Source organism: Parafrankia soli (assembly GCF_001854695.1).
Taxonomy (GTDB): Bacteria; Actinomycetota; Actinomycetes; order Frankiales; family Frankiaceae; genus Parafrankia; species Parafrankia soli.
Genome location: NZ_MAXA01000268.1, coordinates 76128 through 102484 on the forward strand (window position 1 = coordinate 76128; position 26357 = coordinate 102484).

Below are 26357 nucleotides of genomic sequence, written 5' to 3' on the forward strand. Positions count from 1 at the left end.
GGGCTTCCCCGTCCGCTGCGCCGTTCGTCGACGGTGATCGGTTCCCATTTGCGAATGCGCAGGTAGTACGCCTGCTGACGGCTATCGGGACAGGACCTAGACCACGCCTGATGTGATGTGCATCACCATGCCGTATGTATTCCTGTATATCAAAGGGCGTCCAACAATCGCTGGCGCCAAGGCGGGGAGCGCTTACAGCCTGTGATTCCGTGATTCCTGCCGGGAATACCCCTTCCGTGAGCCGGTTGACAAAGGTCGCCCACTCTCGCCGTCCTCATCGGTGTGCTGATGGGACGTGCTGAGGGGACTTGCAGGCAGGCTCGCTACAGTTGTCCGACGTCGGACGCTTTCAGGCGGGCKCGGGCCGGGTGTCATTCGATCGCGGTCCGCCCTTGTCGCGCGCCGTCCGTCGCGGACCAGGCATCGAATGAGCGACTCGCTCAACCCGCACACGAGGCGCCCAACCCCGGGGCGTCGGACGAGAGGACTGGATGCTCCGGAATTGGCCCATCCGCTCGAAGCTAGTGGTGATTCTCATCGTCCCGCTGGCCGCGCTGGCCGTGCTGAGCGCGATACAGGTGCGCGGGGACGTCGACAACGTCCGGGCCGCGAACCGGATCGAGGCGCTCGCCGACTTCTCGATCAAAGGTAACAACCTGGTCCACGTGCTTCAGCGCGAACGCTATGCGACCAACTCCTACGTCGGCTCGAACTTCCTCATCCCGATGCTGGGCCAGCAGGCTGTGGATGCCCGCAAACCGGTGGACGACGCCCTCGCCGTCTACCTGGCCGACGAGCAGGCGCTGCCCGCATCCGCGCGCGACGCCCTCGGCACGACGCTGAGCTCCATCCGTACCCATCTCGACCAGCTCGGCGAGCACCGCAAGCAGATCGACGCGCACCAGACCGAGATCGCGTCGAACGGGGCCTTCTACAACGAGGCCGTGAACGAGCTGCTGCTGCTCAACGCGCGGATCGCGGCCGGTAGCTCGGACGCCAAGCTGGTCAACGGCTCTACCACGCTGGCCGGTATCGCCCAGGCCAAGGAACAAGCCTCCCAGCAGCGTGGATCTGTCGCTCAGATGCTCTCCTCGAGTCAGGCCACGCCGCAGATGCTGCGTGCTCTGCTGGCCTACGCCGGTGCCGAGACCGCCTGGACCGAGCAGTTCCGCTCCACGGCGACGCCGGCCGAGCTGGAGCTGTTCACGAACACGGTCGGGCGCTCGGCCACCGGCGTCAACCAGATGCGCGAAGACGTGGTCAACAGGTTCAGCGGGCAGGAGRCTCCCGACGTCACCCTCGATGCCTGGCGGACCGCCGCCGACGGCAAGATCGCGCAGATGCACGACGTCGAGGTGCGGATCGCCAACGACCTGGCGGCGACAAGCCGCGACATCGCCTCCACGGCCTCACGGGACGCCCTGCTCGGAAGCATCGGCGTGGCATTCATTCTCGTGCTCTCGGTCGTGATCTCGCTGCTGGTCGCGAGCCCCATGATCGGCCAGCTCCGCCGGCTGCGAGGCGGAGCGCTCGACGTCGCCAACGACCGGCTGCCCAGCGTCGTCGACCGGCTGCACCGGGGTGAGCCCGTCGACATCGACGCCGAGTCCTTCCCGGTACCCGCGACCAGCAAGGACGAGATCGGCCAGCTGGCGGAGGCGTTCGCCACGGTGCACGAGGTGGCGGTGCGCACCGCCGTCGAGCAGGCCGCGATGCGCAAGAGCATCGGGGACACCTTCCTCAACCTCGCCCGCCGCAGCCAGGCCCTGATCCACCGCCAGCTGAAGATCATCGACGCGCTGGAGCGCAAGGAGACCGACCCGGACGAGCTCGAGGAGCTGTTCCGCCTCGACCACCTCGCGACCCGTATGCGTCGCCACGCCGAGGACCTCATCGTCCTCTCCGGCTCCAAGCCCGCCCGTGGCTGGCGCCGGCCCGTTCCGATCAAGGACGTCGTCCGCGGTGCCGTCGCCGAGGTCGAGGACTACACCCGGGTCAAGGTCCTGCCCATCACCGGCGGCGCCGTCTCCGGCCACGCCGTCGGTGACGTGATCCACATGTTCGCCGAGCTGATCGAGAACGCGACCTCCTTCTCGCCCCCGCACACCCCCGTGCAGGTCGCCGGGCACCCGGTCTCCAACGGCTTCGTGGTCGAGATCGAGGACCGCGGGCTCGGGATGAACCAGGAGGAGATCGACGCGCTCAACAACCGGCTGGCGAACCCGCCGCCGTTCGACCTGTCGACCAGCGAGCGGCTGGGTCTGTTCGTGGTCAGCCGGCTGGCGGAGCGGCACGACGTCCAGGTGCGGCTGCGGCCGTCGCCGTACGGCGGCACGATGGCGATCGTCCTGCTGCCCGCGACCCTGCTGCGTGCCTCCGACGACAAGGGCGAGGACAGCGGTCCGCGCGAGTTCGCCGCGGTCGGCGCGTCGAGCGTCGGCGCCCAGGGCTCGGGCCTGGCCGGCTCGCTCAACGGCACCAGCGAGCGGGTGGGGGCCGGCGCGTCCGGCCCGGAGAGCAACGGCCACTGGGCGGGGGACATCCCCGGGGACGCCCTGGACGCGGCGGCGCTGTCGGCGGGCGGAGCCGTCAACGGTGCCGGCCCCAGCGCCGACGAGACGCTGATCGACGACCTCCCGGTCTTCGCCACGGCGCGGTCGAGCTGGTTCGTCGCGGAGAAGCCCGGTGGCAGGAACCGGACAGACGGCGAGGGAGACGACGACGGTCCGGTACCGCCGCGCCGTCCGGGCGAGCTGACCGGCCCGACGCGGCGGGCCGAGCTCCCGCCGTCCCGGGACGGCGCCGGTTACCCGGACGACGCGGGGGCCGGGAGGAACACGGGCTGGTCCGACGGACGGTCCGACCCGGCGGCCTCGCTGTTCGGTCCGCCTCCGGGCGGTGGCGAGTTCGGTGGCGGCTCGCTGTTCAGCGCTCCGCCCGACACCGGTCAGTTCAGCGGCTTCGGTCCGAACGGCTTCGGTGACGGCGGCGGCTACGGTGACGCGGGCTTCGGTGACGGCGGCGGCTACGCCGGCGGCTTCGGTGGCGGCGCGACCGATGTCGGCGCCAACGGCATGGCCGGCAACGGATCGGGTGGCTTCGCTGACTCGGATTACCACACCGCCGAGTTCAGCCGGTCCGGTTTCGGCACCGGCGGCGGCTTCGGGAACGACGGCGGTCCCGGGAACGACGGCGGTCCCGGGAACGACGGCGGCCAGGGGCAGGAGACCGGCGGCGGTTTCGGCTCGAGTGACGGTTTCGGCTCGGGTGACGGCTTCGGTTCGGGTGACGGTTTCGGTTCGGCTGACTCCCAGCCCGGGGCCGGGCTGCCGTCCCGCTCCCGGACCGGGCGGGCCTCGGGCGACTACGCCCGCGCCGACTACACGCCACCGGGCCAGCAGGGCCCGGCCGGGGACGGGACCGGCTACCGCGAGCCCCGCGCGGACCGCGGCCAGGAATTCGGCCGTCCCATGCGGGAGAACGGGTACGGCGGGGCGGAACAGGCCTACCCCGGACGCCAGGACGGCGGCATCGGCGACGGCGCCTTCCGCCGCTCGGCCCGGTCGTCGCACCCGGGGCAGTCCACCGGTGGGGGCTCCGCCTACCCCGGGGCCAACCCGCCGCCGGCGGCACCCCCGTTCGACACGGGAGCCGCCGCGGCGGAGGAGTCCGCCGACGACGGTCTCGACGAGCTCGGCCTGCCCAAGCGGCGGCGGCGCGCGAACCTGGCGCCGCAGCTGCGCCGGGAGAACGCGGACGCGGGCCGTTCGGCGCTCGCCGCGGGCCCTCGTTCACCCGAGGAGATCCGCAGCATGATGTCGTCCTTCCAGGCCAACTTCGGCCGTGGGATCGAGGACGGAACGGTGTCCAATGACGGAGATGATGTGAGGAAGGTAACCTGATGCGTCCGCTGGGGCCGTCGGAGAACATGAACTGGTTGCTCAACAACCTGGTCAAGAAGGTCCCCGAGGTCACCTATGTGATCGTGCTTTCTTCGGACGGTCTGCTGCTTGCGACCTCGCGTGGAATGGACCGGGCCACCGCTGACCAGCTCGCCGCGGTGGCGTCCGGATTCAACAGCCTCGCCCGGGGCGCCGGCCGGTTCTTCGGCGGCGGTAACGTTCGGCAGACCATCGTCGAGATGGAGGCGGGATTCCTGTTCGTCACCGCGGTCGGTGACGGCTCGTGCCTGGCTATTCTCAGCAGCCCGGGCGCGGATATCGGTCTCATCGCCTACGAGATGGCGCTGCTGGTGACGAGGGTGGGTGAGTTTCTGACGCCGGAGCTTCGCGCCGAAATGCAGTCGGCGCTGCCGATTTAGGACCTGTCCGAATGCACGCGCGGTGGCGCGTCACCGGTTCCGGCCCGTTCCCCACGGGCTGGAACCGGTGACGCGGCCACCGCGGGCAAATGACGATCCCAGGCAGGAGGACCGCGGTGTCAGGGGATGAGGAATGGTTCGACGACGAGGCCGGGCCGGTGGTGCGGCCCTACGCCGTCACGGGGGGGCGCACCCGTCCCAGTAACCGGACCCTAGATCTGGTGGCCCTGGTGTCCACCTCTCCGCAGGGGCGGGCCATCGCGACCACGCTGGAACCGGAGCAGCGTGCCATAGCGGTGCTCTGCCAGCGGCTCCAGTCCGTCGTCGAGATCTCCGCCCGACTCAACCTCCCAGTCGGCGTGGCACGTGTGCTCGTCGGCGACATGCTCGACGCCGGGCTGGTGAGTGTGCACCGGCCCGAACGAACGTCGGACCGCCCCAGCGTGGCGATTATCGAAAAGGTGCTCAGTGGACTCCAGGCTCTCTAGGACCCGAGCGGCCGATACACCGGCGCCGCATCCGGTCAAGATCATCGTTGCCGGTGGTTTCGGAGTCGGGAAGACGACGTTCGTCGGCGCGGTGAGCGAGATTCCCCCGCTCACCACCGAGGCCGCGATGACGTCCGCGAGTATCGGTGTTGACGACACCAGCGCCGTCGCGTCCAAGACGACGACGACGGTGGCCATGGACTTCGGCCGAATCACCCTGGTCGACAGCGTGATTCTCTACCTGTTCGGGACCCCCGGCCAGGACCGCTTCTGGTTCATGTGGGACGAACTCGTCCTGGGTGCGATCGGCGCGATCGTGCTCGTCGACACCCGCCGTCTCGCCGACTCGTTTCCCGCCATCGACTACTTCGAGGAACGTGACATCCCGTTCCTCATCGCCCTGAACCACTTCGAGGGCGCGCGCCGTTACCGCAGCGAGGACATCCGCGCGGCGCTGGACCTCGACCCCCGCCGGCCGATGGTGCTGTGCGACGCCCGCCAGCGGGAGTCGGTGCGCCAGTCGCTCATCGCGCTGGTCCGCCACGCCCTGGAGGTGGTCTCCGCGGAGAGTCAGCGACCGGGGCTGCCGACCGGCTCACGGTGAACGACACCGCGCGTGCCGCCCCAGCGCCCGCGGACCATCCGCTTCGACCTGGGAAGGGGATCTTGCTCGAGCTTCTCGGTCTCGACGACGTCACGCTGTCGGCCTACCGGTTGTGGCTGAGACATCCCGACATGGATGTCGACGGGGTGGCCACGGCGGTGGGGCAGGCGAACGACACGGTCCGCCGGTCACGGGACCGGCTCGTCGAGTTGTCACTGCTGTTGCCCTCCACCGAACACCCCGGCCACCTGGTCGCCGTCCACCCGGAGGCCGGTCTGGAGCATCTGCTCCAGGCTCAGCACGAGGCGCTCATCCGCCGCCACGAGCGGCTTGTCCGGGCCCGGGCACAGGTGAGCACGTTCGTCTCGGAGTACCTGGACAACCGGCCCGGTGGGGACGGCGCGGAGGTCGAGCACATCGACAGCGCCGACCAGGCCCGGGCCGAACTGCTCACCCTTGTCGGCCGGGCCGAGAAGGAGGTGCTCGCGCTGCACACCCGGCGCGGCCGCCCGCCGGCGTTGACCGCGGAGGTTCTCCCGGTCGAGCTGCGGGCGCTGCAGCGCGGTGTCGCGATGCGCAGCGTCCTCCCACGCACGGTCAGCACCGACGAGACGGGTGTCGGTTACGTCCGCACGGTCGCCTCGCACGGCCTGGAGGCCCGGCTCGCCGACGACCCGCGCATCGACGCGACGACCGTGGACGGCCGGGTCGGGCTGGTGCAGTTCGTGCAGCACGGCACCGACCCGCACGCGCTGATCGTGCGCTCGCCCGCGCTGGCGAACCTGGTCACGATGCTGTTCGAGCAGGTCTGGGACAGCGCCGAGCCGCTGGCCGCGGAGGCCGACGGCGACCTGGAGAGCCCTGCGGACGACCGGCCGAACGACACCGAGCGGCTGCTTTTAAGGCTGCTCAGCCTGGGTGTGAAGGACGAGGCGGCGGCCCGCCATCTCGGGGTGTCCGTCCGTACGGTGCGTCGGATGGTCGCCGACCTCATGACCCGCCTGGACGCCCGTAGCCGCTTTCAGGCCGGGACGGTCGCGGCCCGGCGGGGTTGGTTGTAACCGCGTTGTGATCAGTTGGTCGGATCGTTGGCAGTAGATGGTCAGGGCAACTTCCTGCCACCCGGAATGCCGGACAGAAGTTCCGATGGGCCGCATGATTCCGATGAGCAACCGGAATTACGTATAACTGGCGCGGACCACCACAGCAGGAACCGGCCAGGTGGCTTCGCCGACCGGCGAACGCGTGAGACCGGTCACTTGCGCGTGTTGGTGCCGAGCGCATCCGATATGGCCGGTGCCTTCKGGTCGATCCGGCCCTTCGGTAGCGGTCGGCCGTGTTCGAACACGCGCGGCGCAGCCTGTTCATCGTGACTGGCGAAAGAGGAGATCGAGTGCCGACGGAATCCGGCTCGGTTCCGAACCAACGCACGACCAGCCAGCGGACGCTGATTGTCGCCCGGATGAACCCCGAAGACGCCGGTGCGGTCGCCGACGTCTTCGCGGAGTCGGACGCCGGCGAGCTTCCACATCTCGTCGGCGTCGCCCGGCGCGACCTTTTCCGTTTCCACGGGCTGTACTTCCATCTCATCGAGAGCCGGGCGGACATCAACGGCACGCTGCCGCCGGTTCGGGAGCACCCGCTGTTCGTCGACGTGAACAGCAAGCTCGAGAAGTACATCGCGGCGTACGACCCGCAGACCTGGCGCGGCCCCCGGGACGCGATGGCCGACAGCTTCTACACCTGGGTGGCCGATCAGAGCGGTCCCTGAGCCCGCGCCGGCGCGGGACCAGGTTCCGCGCCGGCCCCGGGGCTCCGCCTCCGCGCGGCCGGCCGCCGCAGGACGAACGGGCCGTCCCGACCTTCGTCGCATGCGCAGCCATCCGCCCCGCGCGGCTGGTGGCCCCGCCATGCCCGCAGGCCGCCCTGCCCGAGCCTCGGACGCCGCTGTCCGGGCCGGGTCCGCGCGCCCGCGGCCGGCGGTCCGCCGGCCGTCCGCTCCCAGCCCCCCCGAACGCAGGTCACCGTGGTTTCGGGTGCCCTGGGTTCAGGCCGCCCGGTCTCCGGAGCGCTGTCTTTCGAGCTTTCAGGCTGCCCGAGTTTCAGAGATTGATGTCACAACCGTATCCCGCGGACGCGGGAATGGTGAGAAGGGAACGCAGATGCCCCTGCAGTGGACCGCCGACGAGCTTCTCGACTTCCTCGTGGAGCAGGCCGGCCTGCCGCCGGAGGACCGTCCGACCGAACTCGGCGTGACGTTCACCGACATCGGTCTGGACTCGCTCGCCTACCTGCAGCTCCAGGCCGAGGTACAGGAGCGGTTCGGTGTCGACCTGCCGAACGAGGCGCCGGAGGGATACACCCTCGCCGACATCCTCACCACGGTGAACAGCGCGCTCCTGCAGTCCGAGGTCGCCTGAGACTCCAGGCCGAGACCATTCCCCTCCAGTGAGCGAACCGGAGAAACACATGAGCGGGCACACCGACAACTCGATCTTCATCGATGCCGACATCGACCTCGTCTGGTCCATGACGAACGACCTGGAGTCCTGGCCGTCGCTGTTCACCGAGTACGCCTCGGTCGAGATCCTCGAGAAGGCCGAGAACACCTTCAAGTTTCGGCTGACGATGCACCCGGACGAGAACGGGACATCCTGGAGCTGGGTGTCCGAGCGCACCCTCGACCCGGTGAACCACAAGGTCCGCGCCTACCGGGTGGAGACGGGGCCCTTCGAGTACATGCACATCGAGTGGACGTACCTGCCCGAGGGCACCGGCACCCGGATGCGCTGGGTGCAGGACTTCAAGATGCGCCCGACGGCGCCGGTGACGACCGAGCAGATGACCGAGCGGATCAACACGAATACACCACGCGAGCAGGCGGCCATCCGCGGCAAGGTCGAGGCGGCGGCCCGCGCCGCCGCGCCGGCGGCCGACCAGGTCCAGGTTCCCGAGCAGGTCTGAGGAGATAACGGTGAGCATCGCAACCCCCGCGCCCCTGACGGTCCCCAAGGTCCTCTCGATCCACGACGTGCCGGCCAACCGGCGCCGCGGCGGTGACATCCGCACGCTGCTGTCCCCGGCGACCGTCGGCGCCAAGTCCGGGTTCCTGGGCACCCTCACCCTGCAGCCCGAAGAAGTGGTGACCGAGCACTGGCACCCCTACTCCGAGGAGTTCCTCTACTGCGTCAGCGGCGCGGTCACCGCCCGCCTCGACGGCGAGCACACCGCGCTGCCCGCCGAGCACGGCCTGCTCATCCCGATCGGCATGCGGCACCGGATCGTGAACACCGGCGACGAGGTGGCCTTCCTCGTCTTCCACCTCAGCCCGCTCGCGCCGCGGCCCGACCTCGGGCACGTGGACACCGAGCCGCTACCTGAGCAGTCGCAGCAGTGAACAAACCCACGCAGCGGTCGCGGCCGGACGACGCTCACGGGCCGGCGTCACGGGACGGGGGTCCGCGCCGCACCGCGGTGACCGGGGTCGGCGTCGTCGCCCCCGGTGGCTCGAACCGCAAAGAGTTCTGGACCCTGCTCACAGACGGCCGCACCGCCACCCGCCGGCTGTCCTTCTTCGACCCGTCGCCGTTCCGGTCACAGGTCGCGGCCGAATGCGACTTCGACCCGCTCGCCGCCGGCCTCACCCGCCAGGAGATCGCGCGCAACGACCGGTTCGTGCAGTTCGCGCTGGCCGCGGCCGCGGAGGCGGTGGCCGACAGCGGGCTGGACCTCGGCCTCGGTGTCGGCGGCACCGAACGCGAGCCGGGCGACGGGCCGGTCGTCGGGGTGAGCATGGGCAGCGCCGTCGGGGCGACCACCCGGCTCGAGAACGAGTACGTGGTCGTCAGCGACGGCGGGAAGCACTGGGAGGTCGACCCGCGCTACGCGAGCTCGTTCCTCTACCACGCGCTCGTGCCGAGCTGCCTGGCCACCGAGATCGCCTGCCGCTTCGGCGCGCACGGCCCGTCGTTCGTGGTCTCCACCGGGTGCACCTCCGGCATCGACGCGGTCGGCTACGGCCACCAGCTCATCGTCGACGGCGAGGCGGACATCGTGATCGCCGGCGCCTCCGACGCGCCGCTCTCGCCGATCTCCATCGCCTGCTTCGACGCCATCCGCGCCACCTCGGCCCGCAACGACGACCCCGAGCACGCCTCGCGGCCGTTCGACGCCAGCCGCGACGGCTTCGTGATGGGAGAGGGCAGCGCCGTGCTGATCCTCGAGGAGCTGGAGTCGGCCCGGGCCCGTGGCGCGCGCATCTACTGTGAGGTCGGCGGGTACGCCTCGCGGTCCAACGCCTTCCACATGACCGGCCTGCGCCCGGACGGCGTCGAGATGGCCGAGGCCATCCGCATCGCCCTGGACCAGGCGCGGCTCGACCCGTCCGCCGTCGACTACGTCAACGCCCACGGGTCGGGGACGAAGCAGAACGACCGGCACGAGACGGCCGCTTTCAAGCGGTCGCTGGGCGCCCACGCCCACGAGGTGCCGGTCAGCTCGATCAAGTCGATGGTCGGCCACTCCCTCGGCGCGATCGGCTCCATCGAGCTCGCGGCCTGCGCCCTGGCGATCGAGCACAACGTGGTGCCGCCGACGGCGAACTGGTCGACCCGCGACCCCGAGTGCGACCTGGACTACGTCCCGAACACCGCCCGCGACCACACAGTGGACGCGGCACTGTCGGTCGGCAGCGGGTTCGGCGGGTTCCAGTCGGCCATCGTCCTGGCCTCGGCGGACCGGGCATGACCGTCCTGGACACCGCGCCGGCCGGTACGGTCGGCCGGGCCGCGGGCCCGGTGCGGCCGGTCATCACCGGGCTCGGGGTCATCGCGCCCAGCGGAGTGGGCCTCGACGCCTACTGGGCCTCGACGCTGCGCGGCGAGCTGCGCGTCGCGCCGATCACCCGGTTCGACGCGAGCCGCTACGACACCCGGATCGCCGGCGAGGTCCCCGACTTCGTCGCCGAGGAGTTCGTCGACCACCGCTACCTCGTGCAGACCGACCGCTGGACCTGGATGGGCATGGCCGCGTCCAAGCTGGCGCTGGCCGACGCCGCCTACGACCCGGCCGAGCACGACCCGTACGAGACGTCGGTGGTCTTCGGTAGCGGCTCGGGGGGCAACGACTTCGGCCAGCGGGAGCTGTCCCGGCTGTGGACGCGCGGGCGCACCGCGGTCAGTGTCTACCAGTCGATCGCCTGGTTCTACGCGGCGACGACCGGCCAGACCTCGATCCGGCACGGGCTCAAGGGCCCGTCAGGCGTCCTCGTCTCCGACGGCGCCGGCGGCGTCGACAGCCTCGCCCAGGCCCGGCGCACCATCCGGCGCGGCACCCCCACGGTGCTCGCCGGCGGCGCCGAGTGCGGGCTGACGCCGTACGCGCTGACCTGCCACCTCAGCAGCGGCCGGGTCAGCTCCGCGGCGAGCCCCGCGGACGGCTACAAGCCGTTCGACGTCCGCGCCAACGGTTACCTGCCCGGTGAGGGTGGGGCGACCCTGCTCGTCGAGGACCCGGCTGCCGCGGCCCGCCGCGGCGCCCGCGTCTACGGCGAGATCGCCGGCTACGCGGCCACCCACGACGGCGCGCACCACGAGCAGGCGCCGGCGGACTCGCGCTGGCTGGCCGCGGCGATGCGCCGCGCGCTCGCCGACGCGGAGCTCACCCCCGCCGACGTCGACGTCGTGTTCGCCGACGGCGCCGGCTCACCGGACCTCGACGCGCTGGAGGCGGAGGCCATCCGGGCCGTCTTCGGCGCCGGAGCGGTGCCCGTCACCGCCCCGCAGGGGCTCATCGGACGGCTGTGCGCCGGCGGCTCCGCCCTCGCCGCGGCGACCGCGCTGCTGTCGATCCGCGACGGGGTGATCCCCGCCGTGGGCAACCTCGACGAGCCCGACCCCGCCCACGGCCTCGACCTGGTGCGCTCGCCGCGCGAGGGCCGGGTCCGGGTCGCGCTGGTCAACGCGCGCGGCCACGGCGGGTTCAACAGCTCGCTCGTCCTGCGGGCGGTCGACACCGACTGACCTGCCTCTCCGGCGCGCTGACGACGCCGTCGGCGCGCCGGGGGATCCCGGGTGGCCAAGGCCACCGGAACGTTCCGGACTCACCTTTCGAGAGGATCACTGATGTTCCCAGACCTGGCCGGCAAGCGTGCCCTGGTCACCGGCGGCACGCGCGGTATCGGCCGGGCCGTCGTGCTCGGGCTCGCCCAGGCCGGCGCCACCGTCGTGGTCGGCCACCAGCGCCAGACCGAGGACGCCGAAAGCCTGCGCCGCGAGCTCAAGGACACCGGCAACGACCACCTGCTGGTGCAGGCCGACGTCGCCGACCCCGCGCAGATCACCGAGCTGCTGTCAGCGGCCGGCACCCACCTCGGCGGCAGCCTCGACATCGTCGTGAACAGCGTCGGGACGATCAGCCACATCCCGTACGCCGACCTGCCGCTGGACGCCTGGACGCAGGTGCTGACCACCAACCTGACCGCGACCCACCTCGTCACCCAGGGTGCGCTGCCGCTGCTCGGCGACTCCGGGACGGTCGTCAACATCGGGTCCGGCGCCGGGCTCGTCGGCGTGCCGCTGCGCGCCCACTACACGGCGGCCAAGACGGGACTGATCGGCCTCACCCGCTCGCTGTCCAAGGAGCTCGGCTCCAAGGGCATCCGGGTGAACCTGGTCTCGCCGGGCGTCATCGAGACCGACCAGGCGGCCGGCATGCCCCCGGCGGCGCGCGCCGCGTACACCAACCGCATCCCGCTGGGCCGGCTCGGCGAGGCCAACGAGGTCGCCGCCGTCGTCCTGTTCCTCGCCAGCGACGTGTCCAGCTACGTCAACGGCGCCACCTTCACGGTCGACGGAGGAATCTGATGGGCCACCCCCAGCCGTTCCGCATCATGCTGACCATGCACATCCACCCGGGCCGCGAGCAGGAGTTCGAGCAGACCTGGCTGCGGATCGGGGACGGCGTGACCAGCCACCCGGCGAACCTCGGCCAGTGGCTGATCCGCTCCGAGGACGAGCCGAGCACGTACTACATCATCAGCGACTGGGTGGACGAGCCGCAGTTCCGGGAGTTCGAGCTGAGCCCCGGGCACCTGGAGCACCGCAAGATCCTGCACCCGCTGCGGGCCAGCGGCTCGATGGCCACCGGGACGGTGCTCACCCACCTCGTCGGCGCGGCGGCCGAGTGACCGGCCGCGTCCGGGTGATGCTGTGGGCGATCGACCCGCCGGAGGATCCGGGCGCGGTCGAGCGGGCCTATCACGAGATCAGCTCCAAGCTGGTGGGCACGCCCGGCCTGCTCGGGAACCGCCTGCTGCGCTCCGCCGCCGAGCCGGCGAAGTTCGCCGTCGTCAGCGAGTGGGCGAGCATGGCCGAGTTCGTGACCTGGGAACGCGGGGCGGATCACAAGCCGGCCACCTCGCCGCTGCGTCCGCTGCAGGACCCGGCGATGCGCGCGACCATCTTCACCGAGGTCGCCGCCTACGGCCCGGACGGCCCCTTCACCGAGCCGAACGGATTCTGAGCCGAACGGATTCGAGCGGCGCGGGACGGCACGTCCCGGCGGCGCGCGGGAGCCCGGCCCCCGCGCGCCGCCGGGCTCCGTCATGACTCATGCCCAGGCGTTTGGCATTGTGCTGCTGGCCGCAGCATAACGCTGCTATGTCGACGGCGATCACCGTTCGGGACGTCCCCGACGAGACCCGCGACGAGCTTGCCGCACGGGCCGCGCTCAGCGGTCGTTCGCTCCAGGAGTACGTACGCTCCCAGCTGATCGAGCTGGCCCGGCGGCCGGCCGCGGAGGCGCTGCTCGCGCGGGTCCGCGATCGCAAGCAGCGTGTCGGCAGCAGGTTGTCGGTCGAGTCGATTCTCGGCCACCGCGACGCCGACCAGCGATGACCCTCGTCGTCGACTCCGGCTTCGTGGTCGCGGCACTCGTCGACAGCGGGCAGGTCGGCACCTGGGCGGATCACCGGAGCTCCCGGACTTCAGGCCGGGGAGGAATCCGGTCTCCCGCGGAGCGGGGCAGGGGCATGCGGTCCGCCGCCAGGCGGACCGCTGTTTGAGAGCGTGACGTAACAGGTGGATAATCTCGCTGTTCAGAAAGTGTATGTCTTCTTTCGTGATTGTGGCGAGACGGTGTGCGGGTCGCCTGAGCAATGCCAGCGACTTCCGCTTGATCGCTGGCGGTTGACTGCCCCGGCTGCTGGTGACGGTGAGTGACTTATGCGGCGATGTTGACTCGGCTGGCGGCGGTGCGGGTGGGCAGGGTGGGTCCGGCGGCGGGGAACGGCCGGGGGCTTTTGGCCTTGCGGTCGCGGTGGCGGTTGCGGTCGATGGTGTGGCGGTGGCGGCCGAGGTCGGCCAGTACCTGCTGGTGGCGGTCCTGGACGAGTCTGTCGGGGAGGCTGGCGGTGGCGGCGCCGGACCGAATGGTCGCGACGGCGGCGCGGCGGGCGGCGGTGAACGACAGTTCGCGGGGCGCCACGGGTTGTCCGGCTCGTCGGCCGCGGCGGGCCGGGGTGGCGCTGGCGGCGGCCTGGCGGAGCAGGGCGCGCAGCAGGCTGGTGGTGATGGTCCAGGCGGCGTGTTCCTGGGCGATCAGTTCCGGGGTGGTGGAGCGCAGGATCGGGCCGGTGGACGGGCCGGTGCCGTGCAGAAGGGACTTGTTCTCGCGCAGCGTGGTCTCGGAGCCGTCCCAGCGCCACCGGTAGGCCGCGGCCAGCGCGGGCGCGGGCCAGGCCTGCCAGTCGAGCAGGTCGGTGGCCAGGGCGAACAGTTCGGGCGTGGGCTCGTCGGCGAGGGTGACGTGGTACTCGACGACCCGTAGCCGTAGCTTCTTCGTCCCGGTGCCGAGGTCGGCGAGGAAGGAGCCGTCGGGCAGCCGGACGACCGGGGTGACGGTCAGGTCTGCCTTGAGCCGGACCAGCACATGCGTGGTGCCGGTCAGGCGGCGGAGCCGGTCCAGGCCCGGGAAGTTACGGTCGAGGACCCAGAGCCGGCCGAACGTGAACACCTCGGGCCAGGCGGCGAGGATCTGGTCGAGCAGTTCCTGCTCGGCCTGGCTCTTCTCGCCGCCGGACGGGCCGGACACCACCGCCAGCGTCGCCCGGGTCGCGGCGTCGGTGGCCAGCAGGGTTCTCACCTGCGGGAACGGTGCCGGGTCGCGGGCCGTCCCGAAACGGGCCCGGTTCGCCGCCGTGTCCGGCATCCGGGTCACGGTGCCGTCGATGGCGCCGAGCGCCAGGCTCAGGCCCGCGACCGGGGCGCCGGCGCGGGGGCCTCATGCTCGCCAGCCACCGCGGCCAGCACGAGCCGCTGCAGCCGCTCGACGACCTCGGGGCCCAGCGCGGCCCGCCACCGCGCTGGTCGGGACCTGGAACGGGACCCGCCACGGCACGCCGGCCAGGTCCCCGAACAGCGTCGCCAGCACCTCCTCCTGGGAGGCGCCGGGCATCAGCGTGGCCACCAGCACCATCCGCAGCGCCGCCGCCGGGGTCATCACCCGCCCCGCCCCTGATCTGGCCGCCCAGTTCGACGCCGGCGGCGAGCCGATCGATCGTGCCGTCCTGGCCGGTCAGCGCGTCCAGCGCCGTCTCAACCACCCCGAGCCGGGCGTGGCCCGCCGGCCGGCCCGCGGCCTGGACCCGCCCGTCACGGCGCACGACCGCCGCCGCCACGGCCACCGGCTTCAGAAAGACGACCAGCTCCCCGGAACGGACCGGCCCACCCGCCGCCACGACCAGCGCCGAACGGCCATCGGCCCCCACCCGCCCCGGCCAGGCCAGATCCGCCAGCCGCACCGCGACCATCCCCGAGCCCAGCTCCGCCGGCCAGCCCTCCACGGACCCGGACGACACCGACAACGAGACAGGCGAGTAGAAAGACACCAGGACTCCAGGGACAGGGGTATGGCTTCGACAACCCGCTCCCTACCTGGAGTCCCCCACAAAGTCCCGCATCCCGGGCATCCCCCACACAGCCGGGCGTGTCACCCCCGCCCGACCGCCCCCCGGCGTCACCTACCGTGACCAACAACCGAGGCAGTCAACCACCAGCGAACCCGCTCATCTCACTGGCATTGCGTGCTCGTCGCTGAGACGCGGTTGTCGGCGGCAGTCGTCCCGGCTCTTTCCGCGCAGCTCACCGGCCCTGGCACCTCGCCGCTGGCGGACGGAAGCGTGCTCCAATGGGGTGAAGTGATCGAAGTATTGTRCCACCATGGTGAACGATTTGAATCAACTGTGCCGCCACTATGGAAGCGAAATTGTGAACTACTCTTTGGTCGCGCCGGCCAAACGGCACCAATCCGTGGGCTCTCGGATTCTGGACGCATACTCTCGCAGTCGCGAGCAGGCTGTTATAGTCTGGCCGGCTGGGGGGGCAGCAGGCGGATGAAGATTCGCCACCCATTCCGATGACGAAGGAATCCAGATCTATGCGCCRGATATTCGTGACCGCGCTGGCCGCCCTCGCGCTCGCTTTCAGTGTGGCTGGCGTGGCCCTGGTGTCGCCCGCCGAGGCCCGCGAGCCCTCTCCTCCCTATGACTGTCACACGGACCACGAGAATGGCACAGCCTGGGCCTGGTGCCACAAGGGCTACGGCACCTACAGGGCGTGGGCTCGCTGCAACTGGAGCGCGTCGACGCTGTACGGCACCTGGTACGCGCCGCGCGCGACGGCCTACATGTCGACCGTCAAGTGCCGCACCTCGACGCATCCCAACGGCGTCGTGATGGCGAACGGCATCCAGAAGCGCGACGGCTGAGGGCCTTTCCGCGGCCGAGGTGGGTTCGGTCCGCTCCGGCCCGGGCCCACCTCAGTAACGCCCCGAGCGGGTGGGTGCCTCTTACGAACCGGACCTGGCCGTCGGGTATCCGACCGTTGACTGGTTGGCGGCGGTGGCCACGTGGGAGCCGGCGACACCCTGTCACCGGCCTCGGGTTCAACTTCATTAGAGCTCGCCAACGTCAGTGCGCCCCGACCTGGGCGCACTTCCTCCCACCAACGCGTGGCGTGCCGACCGAAGCGCGGCACGTCGTCCGTTGACCGCGGTCATCCGCGACGTCGCCGCGTCGCTTCGCCGTTCGGGGATCGGCGTGTTGGTGCTGGTGAACGGTCATGGTGGCAACTACGTCCTGAGCAACATCGTTCAGGAGGCGAACGTCGACCGGCCGGCCATGTGGCCTTCGCGTCGAAGGTCGAGCAGGCTCACGCTGGTTGGCCGTGCCCGTGAACCGCGAACCTCAACACCGCGCCCCCCTTCCGGCGGGTGTGTAGGAGTTGGAATCCCCGGCGTTCACCACGCGGGGGAGGACGTCAACTCATGCCGGTGGAGGTCGCCAATGTGCTGCGGTGAGCCGCCATGGCCGGCGAGATCACCGCGGACACCGCGGCCCTGGCCCACGCGGACCTGACGCGGATTCCTGACGCCGCCGCGGTCGCGGCCTGTGCCCGGCGGCGGTCCGCAACTCCCGGACGGTCACTGCCGAGCCGACGGCGCCCACCGCACCACGCTGCTGGCCGGCTGTCCGCCCAGCGCCCGATTCCCGGTCCCGTCCGGGTTCATCACGTGTACCGGGCCGGTGGCGGCGAAGAAGTCACCGACGCCGTCGTCCTGAACGAAGACGAGCGAGCCCTGGGGGGACCAGCTCGGGTGCCAGGTGCCCGGGCCGGCGACCTGGCGGGCGTCGCCACCGTTCGGGCTGATCAGGTAGATGCCGCCCGCCGAGGTGCTGAAGGCGATCGTGCCGCCGTCAGGGGACCAGGCCGGTTCGACCGCGGCGGCCCCGGGCACCGGCGATCCGGTCAGGTTCCGCACAGACCCGTCCAGGGCCAGGATGTGCAGCGACTGATCGTTGCCGCGCCGGAACACGAGCTGGGTGCCGTCCGGGGACCAGGACAGCTCGTAAGCGTCGCGGACGGTGCTGATCCGGCGGCGGCCGGAACCGTCGGCGCCGACCAGGAACACCCCGCCGATGTTGCGGGTGTACGCGACCGTGCGGCCGTCAGGAGAGAAGGCCGCGTGGTCCGACGACCCGTCCGGTTCGTCGGTGATCTGGCGGGAGTCGGTGCCGTCCGGCCGGACGCTGAGGATCTCGCCGTCGGGCCCGGTGTAGGCGACCCGGCTCGCGTCCGGAGCCAGCACCGGGTTGTCGCCGGTGCCGATCTGGCGTTCGGTACCGGCCGGGTTGACGACGATGATCGGGCTCGCGTTGATCGGGCTGGAGCCCGCGTACCGCTTGAAGACCCGCCAGCCGCGGGCCTCGGCCTGTGAACCGTCGCCGACCCGGAGCAGCACGGTGCTGCCCGGGCTGACGCTGGAGCCTGCCGGCGGCTCGGTGTCGAGCACCCGGCCCCGCTGACTCGTCCCGCTCTGGCGGGACGCGGTCCGCACGGTCAGGCCAGACTCACGCAGCCGTTTGGTGACAACGGCGGCGTCCTGGTCGCGGTAGTCGGCGAGCGTGATCGGCGTGCCGGGCCCAGCCGTGCCGGAGCCAGTCGGGGTGCCGCCCGGGGCGGCACCGGGATCACTCGTGGGCGACCCGGCTGCGGCGGGGGTGCCGTCCCCGCGCAGGCCGAATGGGTCCAGCAGGACCGCCGTGCCGACGGTCAGCACCAGTACGGCGGAGACGATCGCGGCGACCAGCGCCGCCGGTGATCGCCACGCCGGCTGGGCCCGGCCCGTGACCGGAGCGGGCGGGAGACTCCGGCCGGGATCGGGATCGGGACCGCCCGCCGTCGGGAACGGCGCGGCCCGGCTCGGCGGCGTGAGACGGTCCGCGCCGAGCGGGCGGGTCACCGGGTCGGGAGCCGACCACGCCGCGTCGCCCGCACCGGGATGATCTGCCGTGCCGCCGCCGCTGCGACGGCCGTCGCGGCCACCGGCGTTGCCGTCGCTGCCGCCGGCCGCCGGGCGGGCACCCGGGCGGGTGGCAACCGTGGCGGCCCGTCCGTCACCGCCCTCGGTGAGCCGCCGGAGCAGGTCCGCCGTCGTGGGACGGGCCGCCGGATTCTTGCTCATCGCGTCCTGGACGAGCGCGTGCAGCCCGGGGCCGACCCCGGTGAGGTCGGGTTCCTCGTGTACGACCCGGTAGAGGATCACCGGGGTGACCGCGTCCCCGTAGGGCATCCGCCCGGTCGAGGCGAAGAGCATCACCCCGCCCCAGGCGTGGACGTCGACGGCGGGGGTGAGGAACTGGCCCAGCGCCTGCTCGGGCGCCATGAAGGCCGGAGTGCCGACGAGGCCCTGCCGGGTGTACGTGGTGCTGGACTCCAGCGCCCGGGCGATGCCGAAGTCGATGACCCGGGCCCCGGAGGAGGACAGCAGGATGTTGCTCGGCTTCAGGTCCCGGTGGATCAGACTGGCGCTGTGGATGGCGGTCAGGGCGTTGGCGACCGCCACCCCCAGCCGTTCCAGCTCCGGTGCCGGCAGCGGGCCGCCGCGCCGGACGAGGTCCGACAGGGTGGGCCCGTCGATGTACTCGGTGACCAGGTAGGGCTCGGGCCGGTCGGTGTCGACGTCGAGCACCTCCGCGGTGCAGAACCGCGCGACCCGGCGCGCCGCCCGCGCCTCGCGCAGGAACCTCGAGCGGAACTCCGGCTCGCGGGCGTACTCCCGCCGGATGACCTTCACCGCGACCGGCCTGCCGTCCTCGGCGTGGCCGAAGTAGACGGTGCCCATCCCGCCCACGCCCAGCCGGCCGGCCAGTGCGTACCCGCCGATCTCGGTCGGGTCGCCCTCCTCCAGCGGTTCGACTCCCGGGGGGACGTCCGCCATCACTGCCCCCTCCGCGCCGCCGCACCGGATCCGTCGCACGTCCAGTATCGCGGGCCTGTCGGACCGCTCCAGATCCCGCTGCGCCTTCGCTACCCCGTGTGGTCCCTGGACGCGCGCACGGAGTCGACCTGAACATGCGCCGTTAGCATGGCGGCATGGCGTTTGAACGGATCACCGTTGACCCGGCGCGGATGGGCGGCCTGCCCTGCATCAGGGGCATGCGGGTCACAGTCAGCGCCGTGGTCGGGCAGCTTGCGGCCGGCCGCACCATCGACGAGATCCTTGCCGACTATCCCTATCTTGAGCGTGCTGACGTCCTGGCCGCCCTGGAGTATGCCGCCGCGGCAGTGAGCGAACGTGAGCTGCCGTTGCATGGGGACGCCAGGTAGCGCGTCATGCCGCCTCGCCTCTCGGCGGGGCACCCCCGGCCTGGCCCGCTGATGCGGGTGCCGGGTTCCCGTTTCGTGGCCACCTGCCCACCGGGGTGGGTCCTACGGTCGGCTCCACGGGCGTTTTCCGTCTCCGATGTACTGGCGGCGACGAGGTTCTTCAGGTTGACCGCGGCGTTCGTGTCACGGTCCATCACCAGCGCACAGGACTGGCAGGTGAACGTGCGGTCCGACAGTCGCAGGTGTGGGTTTTGCCAGCCACAGCCGGAGCAGGTCTTCGAGGACGGGTACCAGCGGTCCGCGACGACCAGCCGCGAGCCGTACCAGAGGGTCTTGTAGGCGAGCTGGCGGCGGATCTCACCCATCCCGGTGTCCGCGACCGCGCGGGCAAGCCGCCGGTTACGGACCATCCCCGCGGTGTGGAGATCCTCGACGACCACGACATCATGGTTCGTGGCGAGCCGTGTGGTGAGCGTGTGTAGCCCGTCGCGCCGCTGGTGGGCGACGTGGGCGTGGATACGCGCGAGCGTGGCGGCGTGTGTGTGTCGGCCGGTGGAACCGGGCTTCGATCGGGCGTAGGCGCGGGATTGGTGGCGCAACGTGCGCAGCGACCGGGCGAGCGGCTGACGTGCCAGCGGTCCGCGGTGCGGGAGACGGTCACGCCGAGCAGCCGCACCGCTTCCCCCTGCGGGAGTCGGTGTTGTTCTTCAGGCCCCGAGCGAGATGGTCCGGGCCGGCGGAGAACGCCTCCTTCGAGCACTCCGGCCACCACGCACGGGGGCGACGTCGTTCTTGGCCGTGTTCCAGGCCAGGCGCAGCGCGGGCAGCGTCCACGGCACCAGGGTGAGCGCGTCCCCGTCGAGACCGTAGGACCTCTCGGCGTCGCGCTGCGCGAGCGCTGCCTTGACCCGAGCCAGCCCCCAGGTGAAAGCGAACCGTGCCGCGCCCGCGTGGCGGCGGATCGCGGCACGCTGGGCGCCGTTCGGGTCGAGAGCGAACCGGTACGCCCGCAAGACCTTCGTGTTCACCGCGCCGCCTTGGTGTTCACGGCGGCGGCGGAGCCGACCTCGGTCACGACCCGACCGACCGGGATGCCCTGCTCGCCCGCCCACGCGGCGACCCGGGCGACCTGCCGGTCCAGCTCGCCACGCTGGTCGGCGGACGACACGCAGGCGTACACCACCACCACCTTCGCGGCGGGCCGGCTGGGCTCCTCGACGAGGATCAGCCCGCCGACCTTGCGCGCGGGCACCGGAGCCTCCCGTCAAGGAACCACTGCCGCGCGGTGGAGTAACCCACTCCACGCGCGGCCGCCCACTCCTTGAGATTCACAGTGCCATCATATGGCGCTACCCGGAGCTACCAGACGCCGGACCGGCAGCAATTTTACCCCCTCGCCGAACCCGCATGAGGGTGCTTGTCGACGCCAACCTGTCTCCTCGGGTGGCGTAGCAGGCGCGGTTGTCACACTGCTGCGCGACCGGATGCGAATACGCGCTCTGCCTTTCGACATCAGGCGATCGTAGGTACCGACAGGGAGGATCCCGGGGCGACGTGGCATGAGGCTGGTCCGGCGCGTCAGCCCTCGCGGGTCGCGTCACGCGGGTCGAAGTCGTCGCGTAGGCCCTTGAAGGGCGGGTGGCGATCACGACGGTCTGCCACCGGGACGTCCGGAGCCCGTCGCGTCGCGATGCCCCGAACCCGTCGCGCCGGGACGGCCGGCTCGCTTCGTCCGGGGCCGTCCGGGGCCGGCTGTGGTGCGTGCGCTCGCCCAGAAGGCGTCGAAGAGGGCGTCCGAGCGGTGCCGCGCCTCGTCGGCCCGGGTGGCGATCTCGGCGCGCAGGGCGGCGGCGTCGACGCCGTGGCCGCGCAGCCACGGCTCGAGCCCCTGCTCCCGCCACCCGCGGACCCACCCCTCGAAACTGGCCGGCGTGATCTCGGGATGGAACTGGACGCCCAGGTGCGGCCCGGAGCGGAACGCCTGCGGGGCGTCCGCGGTCCAGGCGATCTCCTCGGCGCCGGGCGGGACGTCGAAGGTGTCGAAGTGGAACTCGAGCCATGGGCCCGCGGGGACGAGATCCGGCGCCGCTGTCGTCACCGAGCGCCAGCCGAGCTCGGGGCGCGGCGCCTGCCGCACGGCGGCGCCGAGGGCGCGGGCGAGCAACTGGCCGCCGAAACAGATCCCGAGCACCGGTGTCCCGGCCTCGACCGCGGCCCGCAGGTAGGCGAGCTCGGACGGCAGCCAGGGCACGGTGTCGTCGTAGGCGGACTTGTCCGAGCCCATGACCACGACCAGGTCCAGCGACCGCGGCGAGGGCGGCGGTGAGCCGGAGGTGACGAGGGTGAAGTCGATGCCGTGGTGGCGCAGCCGGTCGCCGACGCTGCCGATCTCGGCCACGGCGGCCCCATCCGTGACGTCGTGCACGATCACCACCGCCCGTGGCGGCGTGCCGGCCCGGATCGCCTTGTCGGAGCCCAGCGTGTTCTCGACGCCCACAGTGTTCCCGACGGTACGCCACGTGCTCGCGGACGGCTCAGAACCAGATCCCGATCGGGATACCCCAGTCGTCGAGCTGGCCCGCCCCGGGGTCCGGAAGGCAGCCGGTGCGGCCCGGCCGCGGGGCGCGCCTGGCGGGGCGCGCCGTGCGACCGCCGGGACGGGCGTGAGGCGCTGATCTCTGGGAATGTCCCAGGCACCCGGCCGACCCGGCGGCCGGCAGTGTGGGGCGGGAACGTCGCACCTGGGCGGGAGATGCCGTACCTGGGCAGGAGAGGAGCTGGGCGATCCATGGTCGAACCGAGCGCGTTTCACGAGGCGGTGAGCGTCGTCAGCTATCCGATGGCGATCGTGACCACCGCGGCGGGCGGTGAGCGCAGCGGTTGCCTCGTCGGCTTCCACACCCAGTGCAGCATCGATCCGCCGCGTTACCTCGTCTGCGTCTCACGCGGCAACCACACCTTCGGCGTGGCCCGGCGGGCGACGCACCTGGCCGTGCACCTCCTCGACGTCGCCGACCGGGAGCTGTCGAAGCTGTTCGGCGAGCTCACCGGCGACGAGGTCGACAAGTTCGCCCGCTGTCGCTGGTCGGGTGGGCCGTTCGGGATGCCGGTGCTGGCGGGTCCGCGTGCCTGGTTCGCCGGTCCCGTGATGACCACAGTCGAGGTCGGTGACCACACGGCGTTCGTGATCGATCCGGTCGCGGGGGAGTTCCACGGTCCGCTGCGCCAGCTGGGGTTCCAGGACGTGCGCGACATGGAACCGGGCCACCCCGCCTGACGGGCCCCGACTGATCGGCCCCGCGGGGTCGGCTCTCAGGCAGGCTCGCCGGCCGGTGCGCTGTCGGGGGCGTCCGACGCGTCGGCGAAGAAGACGAAGCAGCGGGTGCCGACGAAGGCGTCGTCCCGCATCACCATGCTCGAATAGACGATCATCGGCAGGAGTGAGTCGTCGAGCCGGCGGATCGTGGTCGGGAAGTTGACGATCCCACTCTGGCCGGTCATGGCCTCGCCCATCGCCACCAGGTCCGCCTCGACCGCGAAGATCGGGAGGAGGTTCTGGCCGACGAACCGCGCCGGTTCGTCCTCGCAGCCGAGCAACCGCAGGTGAACCTGGTTGGTCCGCCGCACCTCGGCGGTGCGGGCCATCGCGTGGACGGGGACGGGCAGGAGCTCGAAGAGATCGTCGAGCTCCTTCGTCAGCGACTGGACGCCCGCCTCGTCGAGCGGCTCGACGAGCGGGGAGACGTCGGCCTGGTCCCACTCGCGGTGCCACTCCGACGCGTCGGTGCTGTCGGGCCCCGGCAGGGACGCCTGGAACGCCGGCCGGGTGACGATGCGGAGCATGCCGCCGTCCGGCTCGCCGTTGACGTCGAGCAGGCAGTCCGCGGTCGAGCCGTCGGCCCGGCGGACCGTGACCGGCACGTTGTGGAGCGCGTACCCGTCGGCCGCGGTGGCCGTGAGCCGGTCCCAGGTCGCGGCGTCCAGGAGCGCCCTGGCCGACAGCCCGGAGGGCGACGAGCTGGCGTCGGGCCAGTCCGCGATCCGGTGTTGCGCCCGGTTCGCCCGGCGCACGGTTCCGTCGAAGCCCGTGACCATGATTCCGATGTTCGAGTTCTCGAACAGGTCGACGAGCTCGAGCAGGTAGTCGGTCGCGGAGACGCCGGCGTACTGCGACACATCGATGGGCATGAACTGGAGCCTTTCTCTGGCGCGGGCCGCTCGGGCCGCGGGCTCTCGGAGCTGGCTACCGGGACGCCGCCGCGGATCACACGGCCGGGTGAACCGGGTGCGACGAGGGTCCCTGGCGCAGGTAGCGCGCGGCCAGCGGACCGGTAGCGGCCTTGCCGCTACCGGCTCTGGCACTGCGGGCGAGATGTAGCCCACCGTGCCGAAGCGGTTCCAGAGGGGCATTTAACACGGAAGGAGCCCGGAGCTTAACTTCCGGTGAATCGCCGTGTGCGACTCTTGGTTTGCGTGACATCCGGTGGTGTGGTACCGGGTCGGCCCATCCGCGTCACAACGGCGGGAGAGTGGTATTCCCATGACGGACATCGTCAGGCTGGTCGAGTCGATCAATGATGTTCCCACCATGGAGGAAACGGACGTGATCCTCGAGGAGCTGCGTCAGCTCCCGAGGACCCCGGAGAACATCAAGCTGATGGACGATCTTCTCGAGTTTCGGTCACTACTCGGCGCGGCGGAGTGAGAGCACGCGCCGAGTAGCGATCGAAGTTCGGGCGGGGTGCCGGCTTACGTCACGTTCCCCCAGGATGTGCCGAGTCCTGACCGGCCTGGCATTCCTCTACCGCGGGGTGTCGGACGGCTGGCGCTGCCGATCGCCCGGCTGTCCAGCGCCGAGATGCGCTGGACAGTCCATTCAGACGAACAGGCCGCCCTGGTTGGCCGCGACACCGGACAGCTCGCGCAGGCGGTTCTCGACGTACCGCTCGCTGTGGTTCGTCTTGTCCGCGATACGGGCGACGAGGTCGTTGATGTTGGTGGCGGCGTCGAGGTCCGCCGTGCTGACCTGGCCGAACTGGTCGAGGATGCGGTAGCGCAGCTGCCGCCAGTTCTGGCGCAGCTGCTGCTCCACCTGGCGCCGCTGCTGCTCGATCTGGCGCTGCTCCTGCTGCTGGATCATTTTCTTTGGATCCCCTTCTCGGTGGTCGTTTTCCTGACGCGCCTGAAGGCGCGCAGCGAACGCTACCCCAGCTGCTTCGGATGGCGTTGAAGCGCCGCCGGAATGCGAACTCAAGGTCGCACTTGGGATGTCTGGCGCCGAATGGGCCGCGGCATCTGGGATGCTCCCCGATCGGGAATCGAAAAGGGCGCACGAGAGGCGTTAATAGCCGTCATCTCGGTCGCCCGGGCAGCCGGGTGAAATGCGGGAGGCGCTGCCGGCTTTTCAGTTTCGCCCCGGCTGGCCGGAGCCGTCGGGCGTGCCGGAGCCGCGGCGTCAGGCCTGCTGCCCGGCCGCGGTGCCGGACACGGTCAATGGTTGCGGCGCGGTGCTTATCCGCCGTTGGTAGGACGACGGCGTCTCGCCGCAGTACTGGGAGAACGCGCGGGCGAACGCGCTGCCGTTGTCGAAGCCGACGGCCGTCGAGACCTCCAGCACCGACTGCCCGGGCACGGCGAACAGCGCCATCGCGCGCAGCAGGCGGGCCTGGAGGAGGTAGCTGCGCCACGACAGGCCGAGCGTCGAGCGGAACTGGCGGCGCAGCGTCCGCTCGGACACGCCGACGGCCCGGCTCACCTCACCGACCGTCACCGAGTCGAGATGGTTCTGGGTGTAGGCCATGGCCGCCGACACGATCGGGTCGGTCGAGGTCGGCAGGCTGAGTGGCGCCTCGTGGTCGAGTGCCTCGGACACGAGGTGGCCGAGCGTGTGGAAGAAGCCGTCGGCCACCGGGTCGTGCTCCGCCCGGGCGATCGGCCACCGCAGGGCGTAGATCATCATTTCGCGGATGAGTGGCGCCACCGCGAGGATGCGGGCGCGGTCTCCGGGATGCGGGACGAGCCGCGGGTCGAACATCACCGACACCGTCCGCACCGCCGTGTTCATGGTGGCCTGGTGCTCGAGGCCGGCGGGAATCCACGCGGCCTGCTGCGGCGGCAGCAGGTAGTGCGCGGTGGCGGTTTCCACCTCGACCACGCCCGCGACCGCGTACTCGATCTGGTGCAGGTCGTGTGAGTGCCAGCCGGTGACGAGCCGCTCGCCCTCGTACAGGTAGCTGCCGCCGAGGGCCTGCCCCCCTCGGCGCACATCGACCAGGCTGGCTCTGGCCGTTTCCGGCGCTCTCCTGGCGGAATGTGCGGAGGCGGTCATGGTCGAGAGTGTACAAACGGGGCCTGCTGTGGTCTACCGGTCACGGTCGCGCGCCGGAAGGCGATCAGTCTGGCCGTCGGCCGCGCTGGATGTGCAGGTCGGCGGCCTGCGCCCGGATCCGTGTGTTGATGTTGGCCGTTTGTGTTGGCTATCTGGCCGTAGATGCAGAGACGGTCACGGCCGCGAAGCGTACAAGTATGGGGAAGTCGAAAGGTGCGATCACAGTTCCCGCTGATTCGATGCGCGCGCCGACGGCTTCCCGATCCGACGGCCGAGGAGACAAAAATTAAGTGGGACGATCCGGTCCTGGTGGGCATTGACGGCAACGTGGTCGAGCCGCCAGACCTGTTATGGAAGAACCTGCCGACCAAACAGTCCCGGCTGTATGCCCGGCAGCGGGAGGAAAGAGAACCCGCGCGCGCGGTGCGAGGAACTCATGGCGCTGGGTGGA

31 protein-coding genes are annotated in these 26357 nt (G+C 71.2%); 21 read left to right on the forward strand and 10 right to left on the reverse strand.

What is annotated here, in order from left to right; genetic code table 11:
* The first annotated feature begins 491 nt into the window (after positions 1–491).
* From BBK14_RS31835 to BBK14_RS31905, 15 genes are all read left to right on the forward strand, one after another.
* Complete coding sequence (locus BBK14_RS31835; RefSeq protein ID WP_071066854.1) at positions 492–3902, forward strand: sensor histidine kinase; 3411 nt, start codon at positions 492–494, stop codon at positions 3900–3902.
* Positions 3902–4321, forward strand: coding sequence for a roadblock/LC7 domain-containing protein (locus tag BBK14_RS31840; protein ID WP_018505681.1), 420 nt, complete (start codon positions 3902–3904; stop codon positions 4319–4321). Before BBK14_RS31835 ends, BBK14_RS31840 begins: the two co-directional genes overlap by 1 nt.
* Positions 4322–4437: 116 nt before the next feature.
* Positions 4438–4809 carry a DUF742 domain-containing protein gene (locus BBK14_RS31845; RefSeq protein ID WP_020459983.1) on the forward strand — a complete coding sequence of 124 codons (372 nt, stop codon included), beginning with the start codon at positions 4438–4440 and terminating at the stop codon, positions 4807–4809.
* On the forward strand, positions 4790–5413 hold the full coding sequence (locus BBK14_RS31850) for a GTP-binding protein (RefSeq protein ID WP_020459984.1): 624 nt from the start codon (positions 4790–4792) through the stop codon (positions 5411–5413). Before BBK14_RS31845 ends, BBK14_RS31850 begins: the two co-directional genes overlap by 20 nt.
* 62 nt (positions 5414–5475) lie before the next feature.
* Positions 5476–6474, forward strand: a complete 999-nt coding sequence (locus tag BBK14_RS31855; RefSeq protein ID WP_020459985.1) for a LuxR C-terminal-related transcriptional regulator — start codon at positions 5476–5478, stop codon at positions 6472–6474.
* A gap of 332 nt (positions 6475–6806) precedes the next feature.
* Positions 6807–7184 (forward strand): TcmI family type II polyketide cyclase, encoded by a 378-nt coding sequence (locus BBK14_RS31860; RefSeq protein WP_018505685.1) that lies wholly within the window; start codon positions 6807–6809, stop codon positions 7182–7184.
* A 391-nt stretch (positions 7185–7575) separates the two neighbouring features.
* Positions 7576–7833 carry an acyl carrier protein gene (locus BBK14_RS31865; protein ID WP_071066855.1) on the forward strand — a complete coding sequence of 86 codons (258 nt, stop codon included), beginning with the start codon at positions 7576–7578 and terminating at the stop codon, positions 7831–7833.
* Between the two features lie 49 nt (positions 7834–7882).
* A complete protein-coding gene (locus tag BBK14_RS31870; protein WP_071066856.1) occupies positions 7883–8377 on the forward strand; it encodes an SRPBCC family protein in 495 nt (164 codons plus the stop codon).
* A 10-nt stretch (positions 8378–8387) separates the two neighbouring features.
* A complete protein-coding gene (locus tag BBK14_RS31875) occupies positions 8388–8810 on the forward strand; it encodes a cupin domain-containing protein (protein ID WP_018505688.1) in 423 nt (140 codons plus the stop codon).
* Positions 8811–8887: 77 nt separating this feature from the next.
* A complete protein-coding gene (locus BBK14_RS31880; RefSeq protein ID WP_071066914.1) occupies positions 8888–10159 on the forward strand; it encodes a beta-ketoacyl-[acyl-carrier-protein] synthase family protein in 1272 nt (423 codons plus the stop codon).
* The gene (locus BBK14_RS31885) at positions 10156–11433 is read left to right on the forward strand and encodes a beta-ketoacyl synthase N-terminal-like domain-containing protein (protein WP_071066857.1); all 1278 of its coding nucleotides are present in this window, start codon (positions 10156–10158) and stop codon (positions 11431–11433) included. The genes BBK14_RS31880 and BBK14_RS31885 overlap by 4 nt, the downstream gene beginning before the upstream one ends.
* 102 nt (positions 11434–11535) lie before the next feature.
* Positions 11536–12276, forward strand: a complete 741-nt coding sequence (locus tag BBK14_RS31890) for an SDR family NAD(P)-dependent oxidoreductase (RefSeq protein ID WP_071066858.1) — start codon at positions 11536–11538, stop codon at positions 12274–12276.
* Positions 12276–12599: an antibiotic biosynthesis monooxygenase family protein gene (locus BBK14_RS31895; RefSeq protein ID WP_071066859.1), complete on the forward strand. Its 324-nt coding sequence runs from the start codon at positions 12276–12278 to the stop codon at positions 12597–12599. Before BBK14_RS31890 ends, BBK14_RS31895 begins: the two co-directional genes overlap by 1 nt.
* A gap of 17 nt (positions 12600–12616) precedes the next feature.
* On the forward strand, positions 12617–12934 hold the full coding sequence (locus BBK14_RS31900) for an antibiotic biosynthesis monooxygenase family protein (RefSeq protein ID WP_071066915.1): 318 nt from the start codon (positions 12617–12619) through the stop codon (positions 12932–12934).
* A 137-nt stretch (positions 12935–13071) separates the two neighbouring features.
* The gene (locus tag BBK14_RS31905; protein WP_071066860.1) at positions 13072–13308 is read left to right on the forward strand and encodes a FitA-like ribbon-helix-helix domain-containing protein; all 237 of its coding nucleotides are present in this window, start codon (positions 13072–13074) and stop codon (positions 13306–13308) included.
* A gap of 325 nt (positions 13309–13633) precedes the next feature.
* Here the strand turns inward: BBK14_RS31905 and BBK14_RS31910 are convergent, their stop codons facing one another.
* Entirely contained in the window at positions 13634–14629 is a 996-nt protein-coding gene (locus BBK14_RS31910) for a hypothetical protein (RefSeq protein ID WP_071066861.1), read from the reverse strand.
* A 63-nt stretch (positions 14630–14692) separates the two neighbouring features.
* On the reverse strand, positions 14693–14911 hold the full coding sequence (locus tag BBK14_RS31915) for a hypothetical protein (RefSeq protein WP_071066862.1): 219 nt from the start codon (positions 14909–14911) through the stop codon (positions 14693–14695).
* 59 nt (positions 14912–14970) lie between these two features.
* Between BBK14_RS31915 and BBK14_RS31920 the strand changes: the two genes are divergently transcribed.
* The 3 genes from BBK14_RS31920 (at position 14971) to BBK14_RS41035 (ending at position 16826) form a co-directional block, all read left to right on the forward strand.
* Positions 14971–15291 (forward strand): hypothetical protein, encoded by a 321-nt coding sequence (locus BBK14_RS31920; protein ID WP_071066863.1) that lies wholly within the window; start codon positions 14971–14973, stop codon positions 15289–15291.
* Positions 15292–15862: 571 nt separating this feature from the next.
* Positions 15863–16177 carry a hypothetical protein gene (locus BBK14_RS31925; RefSeq protein WP_131802481.1) on the forward strand — a complete coding sequence of 105 codons (315 nt, stop codon included), beginning with the start codon at positions 15863–15865 and terminating at the stop codon, positions 16175–16177.
* 331 nt (positions 16178–16508) lie between these two features.
* A complete protein-coding gene (locus tag BBK14_RS41035) occupies positions 16509–16826 on the forward strand; it encodes a hypothetical protein (protein WP_420849209.1) in 318 nt (105 codons plus the stop codon).
* Positions 16827–16891: 65 nt separating this feature from the next.
* Here BBK14_RS41035 and BBK14_RS31930 read toward each other — a convergent pair whose 3' ends face one another.
* Positions 16892–19189 carry a protein kinase domain-containing protein gene (locus BBK14_RS31930; RefSeq protein WP_071066865.1) on the reverse strand — a complete coding sequence of 766 codons (2298 nt, stop codon included), beginning with the start codon at positions 19187–19189 and terminating at the stop codon, positions 16892–16894.
* Between the two features lie 155 nt (positions 19190–19344).
* Here BBK14_RS31930 and BBK14_RS31935 point away from each other — a divergent pair, with 155 nt between their 5' ends.
* Positions 19345–19578 (forward strand): DUF433 domain-containing protein, encoded by a 234-nt coding sequence (locus BBK14_RS31935; protein WP_071066866.1) that lies wholly within the window; start codon positions 19345–19347, stop codon positions 19576–19578.
* On the opposite strand, the gene BBK14_RS41830 is transcribed toward BBK14_RS31935, so the two are convergent.
* The 4 genes from BBK14_RS41830 to BBK14_RS31950 all read right to left on the reverse strand — a co-directional run bounded on the left by BBK14_RS41830 (position 19485) and on the right by BBK14_RS31950 (position 22075).
* Positions 19485–20177 carry an RNA-guided endonuclease InsQ/TnpB family protein gene (locus tag BBK14_RS41830; RefSeq protein WP_338045530.1) on the reverse strand — a complete coding sequence of 231 codons (693 nt, stop codon included), beginning with the start codon at positions 20175–20177 and terminating at the stop codon, positions 19485–19487. The two genes, BBK14_RS31935 and BBK14_RS41830, sit on opposite strands and share 94 nt — an antisense overlap.
* Positions 20178–20285: 108 nt before the next feature.
* Entirely contained in the window at positions 20286–20606 is a 321-nt protein-coding gene (locus BBK14_RS41835; RefSeq protein WP_338045531.1) for a helix-turn-helix domain-containing protein, read from the reverse strand.
* A complete protein-coding gene (locus BBK14_RS31945) occupies positions 20603–20830 on the reverse strand; it encodes a recombinase family protein (RefSeq protein ID WP_420849206.1) in 228 nt (75 codons plus the stop codon). The genes BBK14_RS41835 and BBK14_RS31945 overlap by 4 nt, the downstream gene beginning before the upstream one ends.
* A 393-nt stretch (positions 20831–21223) precedes the next feature.
* Complete coding sequence (locus BBK14_RS31950; protein ID WP_241832015.1) at positions 21224–22075, reverse strand: type 1 glutamine amidotransferase; 852 nt, start codon at positions 22073–22075, stop codon at positions 21224–21226.
* A 291-nt stretch (positions 22076–22366) separates the two neighbouring features.
* Between BBK14_RS31950 and BBK14_RS31955 the strand changes: the two genes are divergently transcribed.
* The gene (locus tag BBK14_RS31955; RefSeq protein ID WP_071066867.1) at positions 22367–22855 is read left to right on the forward strand and encodes a flavin reductase family protein; all 489 of its coding nucleotides are present in this window, start codon (positions 22367–22369) and stop codon (positions 22853–22855) included.
* Positions 22856–22890: 35 nt separating this feature from the next.
* On the opposite strand, the gene BBK14_RS31960 is transcribed toward BBK14_RS31955, so the two are convergent.
* The gene (locus BBK14_RS31960) at positions 22891–23766 is read right to left on the reverse strand and encodes a hypothetical protein (RefSeq protein ID WP_071066868.1); all 876 of its coding nucleotides are present in this window, start codon (positions 23764–23766) and stop codon (positions 22891–22893) included.
* 352 nt (positions 23767–24118) lie between these two features.
* Here BBK14_RS31960 and BBK14_RS39235 point away from each other — a divergent pair, with 352 nt between their 5' ends.
* Entirely contained in the window at positions 24119–24283 is a 165-nt protein-coding gene (locus BBK14_RS39235; protein ID WP_165938707.1) for a hypothetical protein, read from the forward strand.
* Positions 24284–24454: 171 nt separating this feature from the next.
* Here the strand turns inward: BBK14_RS39235 and BBK14_RS31965 are convergent, their stop codons facing one another.
* Both BBK14_RS31965 and BBK14_RS31970 read right to left on the reverse strand, forming a co-directional pair.
* Entirely contained in the window at positions 24455–24718 is a 264-nt protein-coding gene (locus tag BBK14_RS31965) for a hypothetical protein (protein WP_071066869.1), read from the reverse strand.
* Between the two features lie 315 nt (positions 24719–25033).
* Positions 25034–25906 (reverse strand): AraC family transcriptional regulator, encoded by an 873-nt coding sequence (locus BBK14_RS31970; protein ID WP_071066870.1) that lies wholly within the window; start codon positions 25904–25906, stop codon positions 25034–25036.
* Positions 25907–26357 lie beyond the last annotated feature (451 nt).

Bases quoted from the DNA above. Each gene is read 5' to 3' on its own strand.
- BBK14_RS31840 (WP_018505681.1), top strand. From the start codon at position 3,902: ATGCGTCCGCTGGGGCCGTCGGAGAACATGAACTGGTTGCTCAACAAC.
- BBK14_RS31865 (WP_071066855.1), top strand. From the start codon at position 7,576: ATGCCCCTGCAGTGGACCGCCGACGAGCTTCTCGACTTCCTCGTGGAG.
- BBK14_RS31870 (WP_071066856.1), top strand. From the start codon at position 7,883: ATGAGCGGGCACACCGACAACTCGATCTTCATCGATGCCGACATCGAC.
- BBK14_RS31885 (WP_071066857.1), top strand. From the start codon at position 10,156: ATGACCGTCCTGGACACCGCGCCGGCCGGTACGGTCGGCCGGGCCGCG.
- BBK14_RS31890 (WP_071066858.1), top strand. From the start codon at position 11,536: ATGTTCCCAGACCTGGCCGGCAAGCGTGCCCTGGTCACCGGCGGCACG.
- BBK14_RS31895 (WP_071066859.1), top strand. From the start codon at position 12,276: ATGGGCCACCCCCAGCCGTTCCGCATCATGCTGACCATGCACATCCAC.
- BBK14_RS31900 (WP_071066915.1), top strand. From the start codon at position 12,617: ATGCTGTGGGCGATCGACCCGCCGGAGGATCCGGGCGCGGTCGAGCGG.
- BBK14_RS31905 (WP_071066860.1), top strand. From the start codon at position 13,072: ATGTCGACGGCGATCACCGTTCGGGACGTCCCCGACGAGACCCGCGAC.
- BBK14_RS31915 (WP_071066862.1), bottom strand. From the start codon at position 14,911: ATGACCCCGGCGGCGGCGCTGCGGATGGTGCTGGTGGCCACGCTGATG.
- BBK14_RS31930 (WP_071066865.1), bottom strand. From the start codon at position 19,189: ATGGCGGACGTCCCCCCGGGAGTCGAACCGCTGGAGGAGGGCGACCCG.
- BBK14_RS31935 (WP_071066866.1), top strand. From the start codon at position 19,345: ATGGCGTTTGAACGGATCACCGTTGACCCGGCGCGGATGGGCGGCCTG.
- BBK14_RS31955 (WP_071066867.1), top strand. From the start codon at position 22,367: ATGGTCGAACCGAGCGCGTTTCACGAGGCGGTGAGCGTCGTCAGCTAT.
- BBK14_RS31960 (WP_071066868.1), bottom strand. From the start codon at position 23,766: ATGCCCATCGATGTGTCGCAGTACGCCGGCGTCTCCGCGACCGACTAC.
- BBK14_RS39235 (WP_165938707.1), top strand. From the start codon at position 24,119: ATGACGGACATCGTCAGGCTGGTCGAGTCGATCAATGATGTTCCCACC.
- BBK14_RS31965 (WP_071066869.1), bottom strand. From the start codon at position 24,718: ATGATCCAGCAGCAGGAGCAGCGCCAGATCGAGCAGCAGCGGCGCCAG.
- BBK14_RS31970 (WP_071066870.1), bottom strand. From the start codon at position 25,906: ATGACCGCCTCCGCACATTCCGCCAGGAGAGCGCCGGAAACGGCCAGA.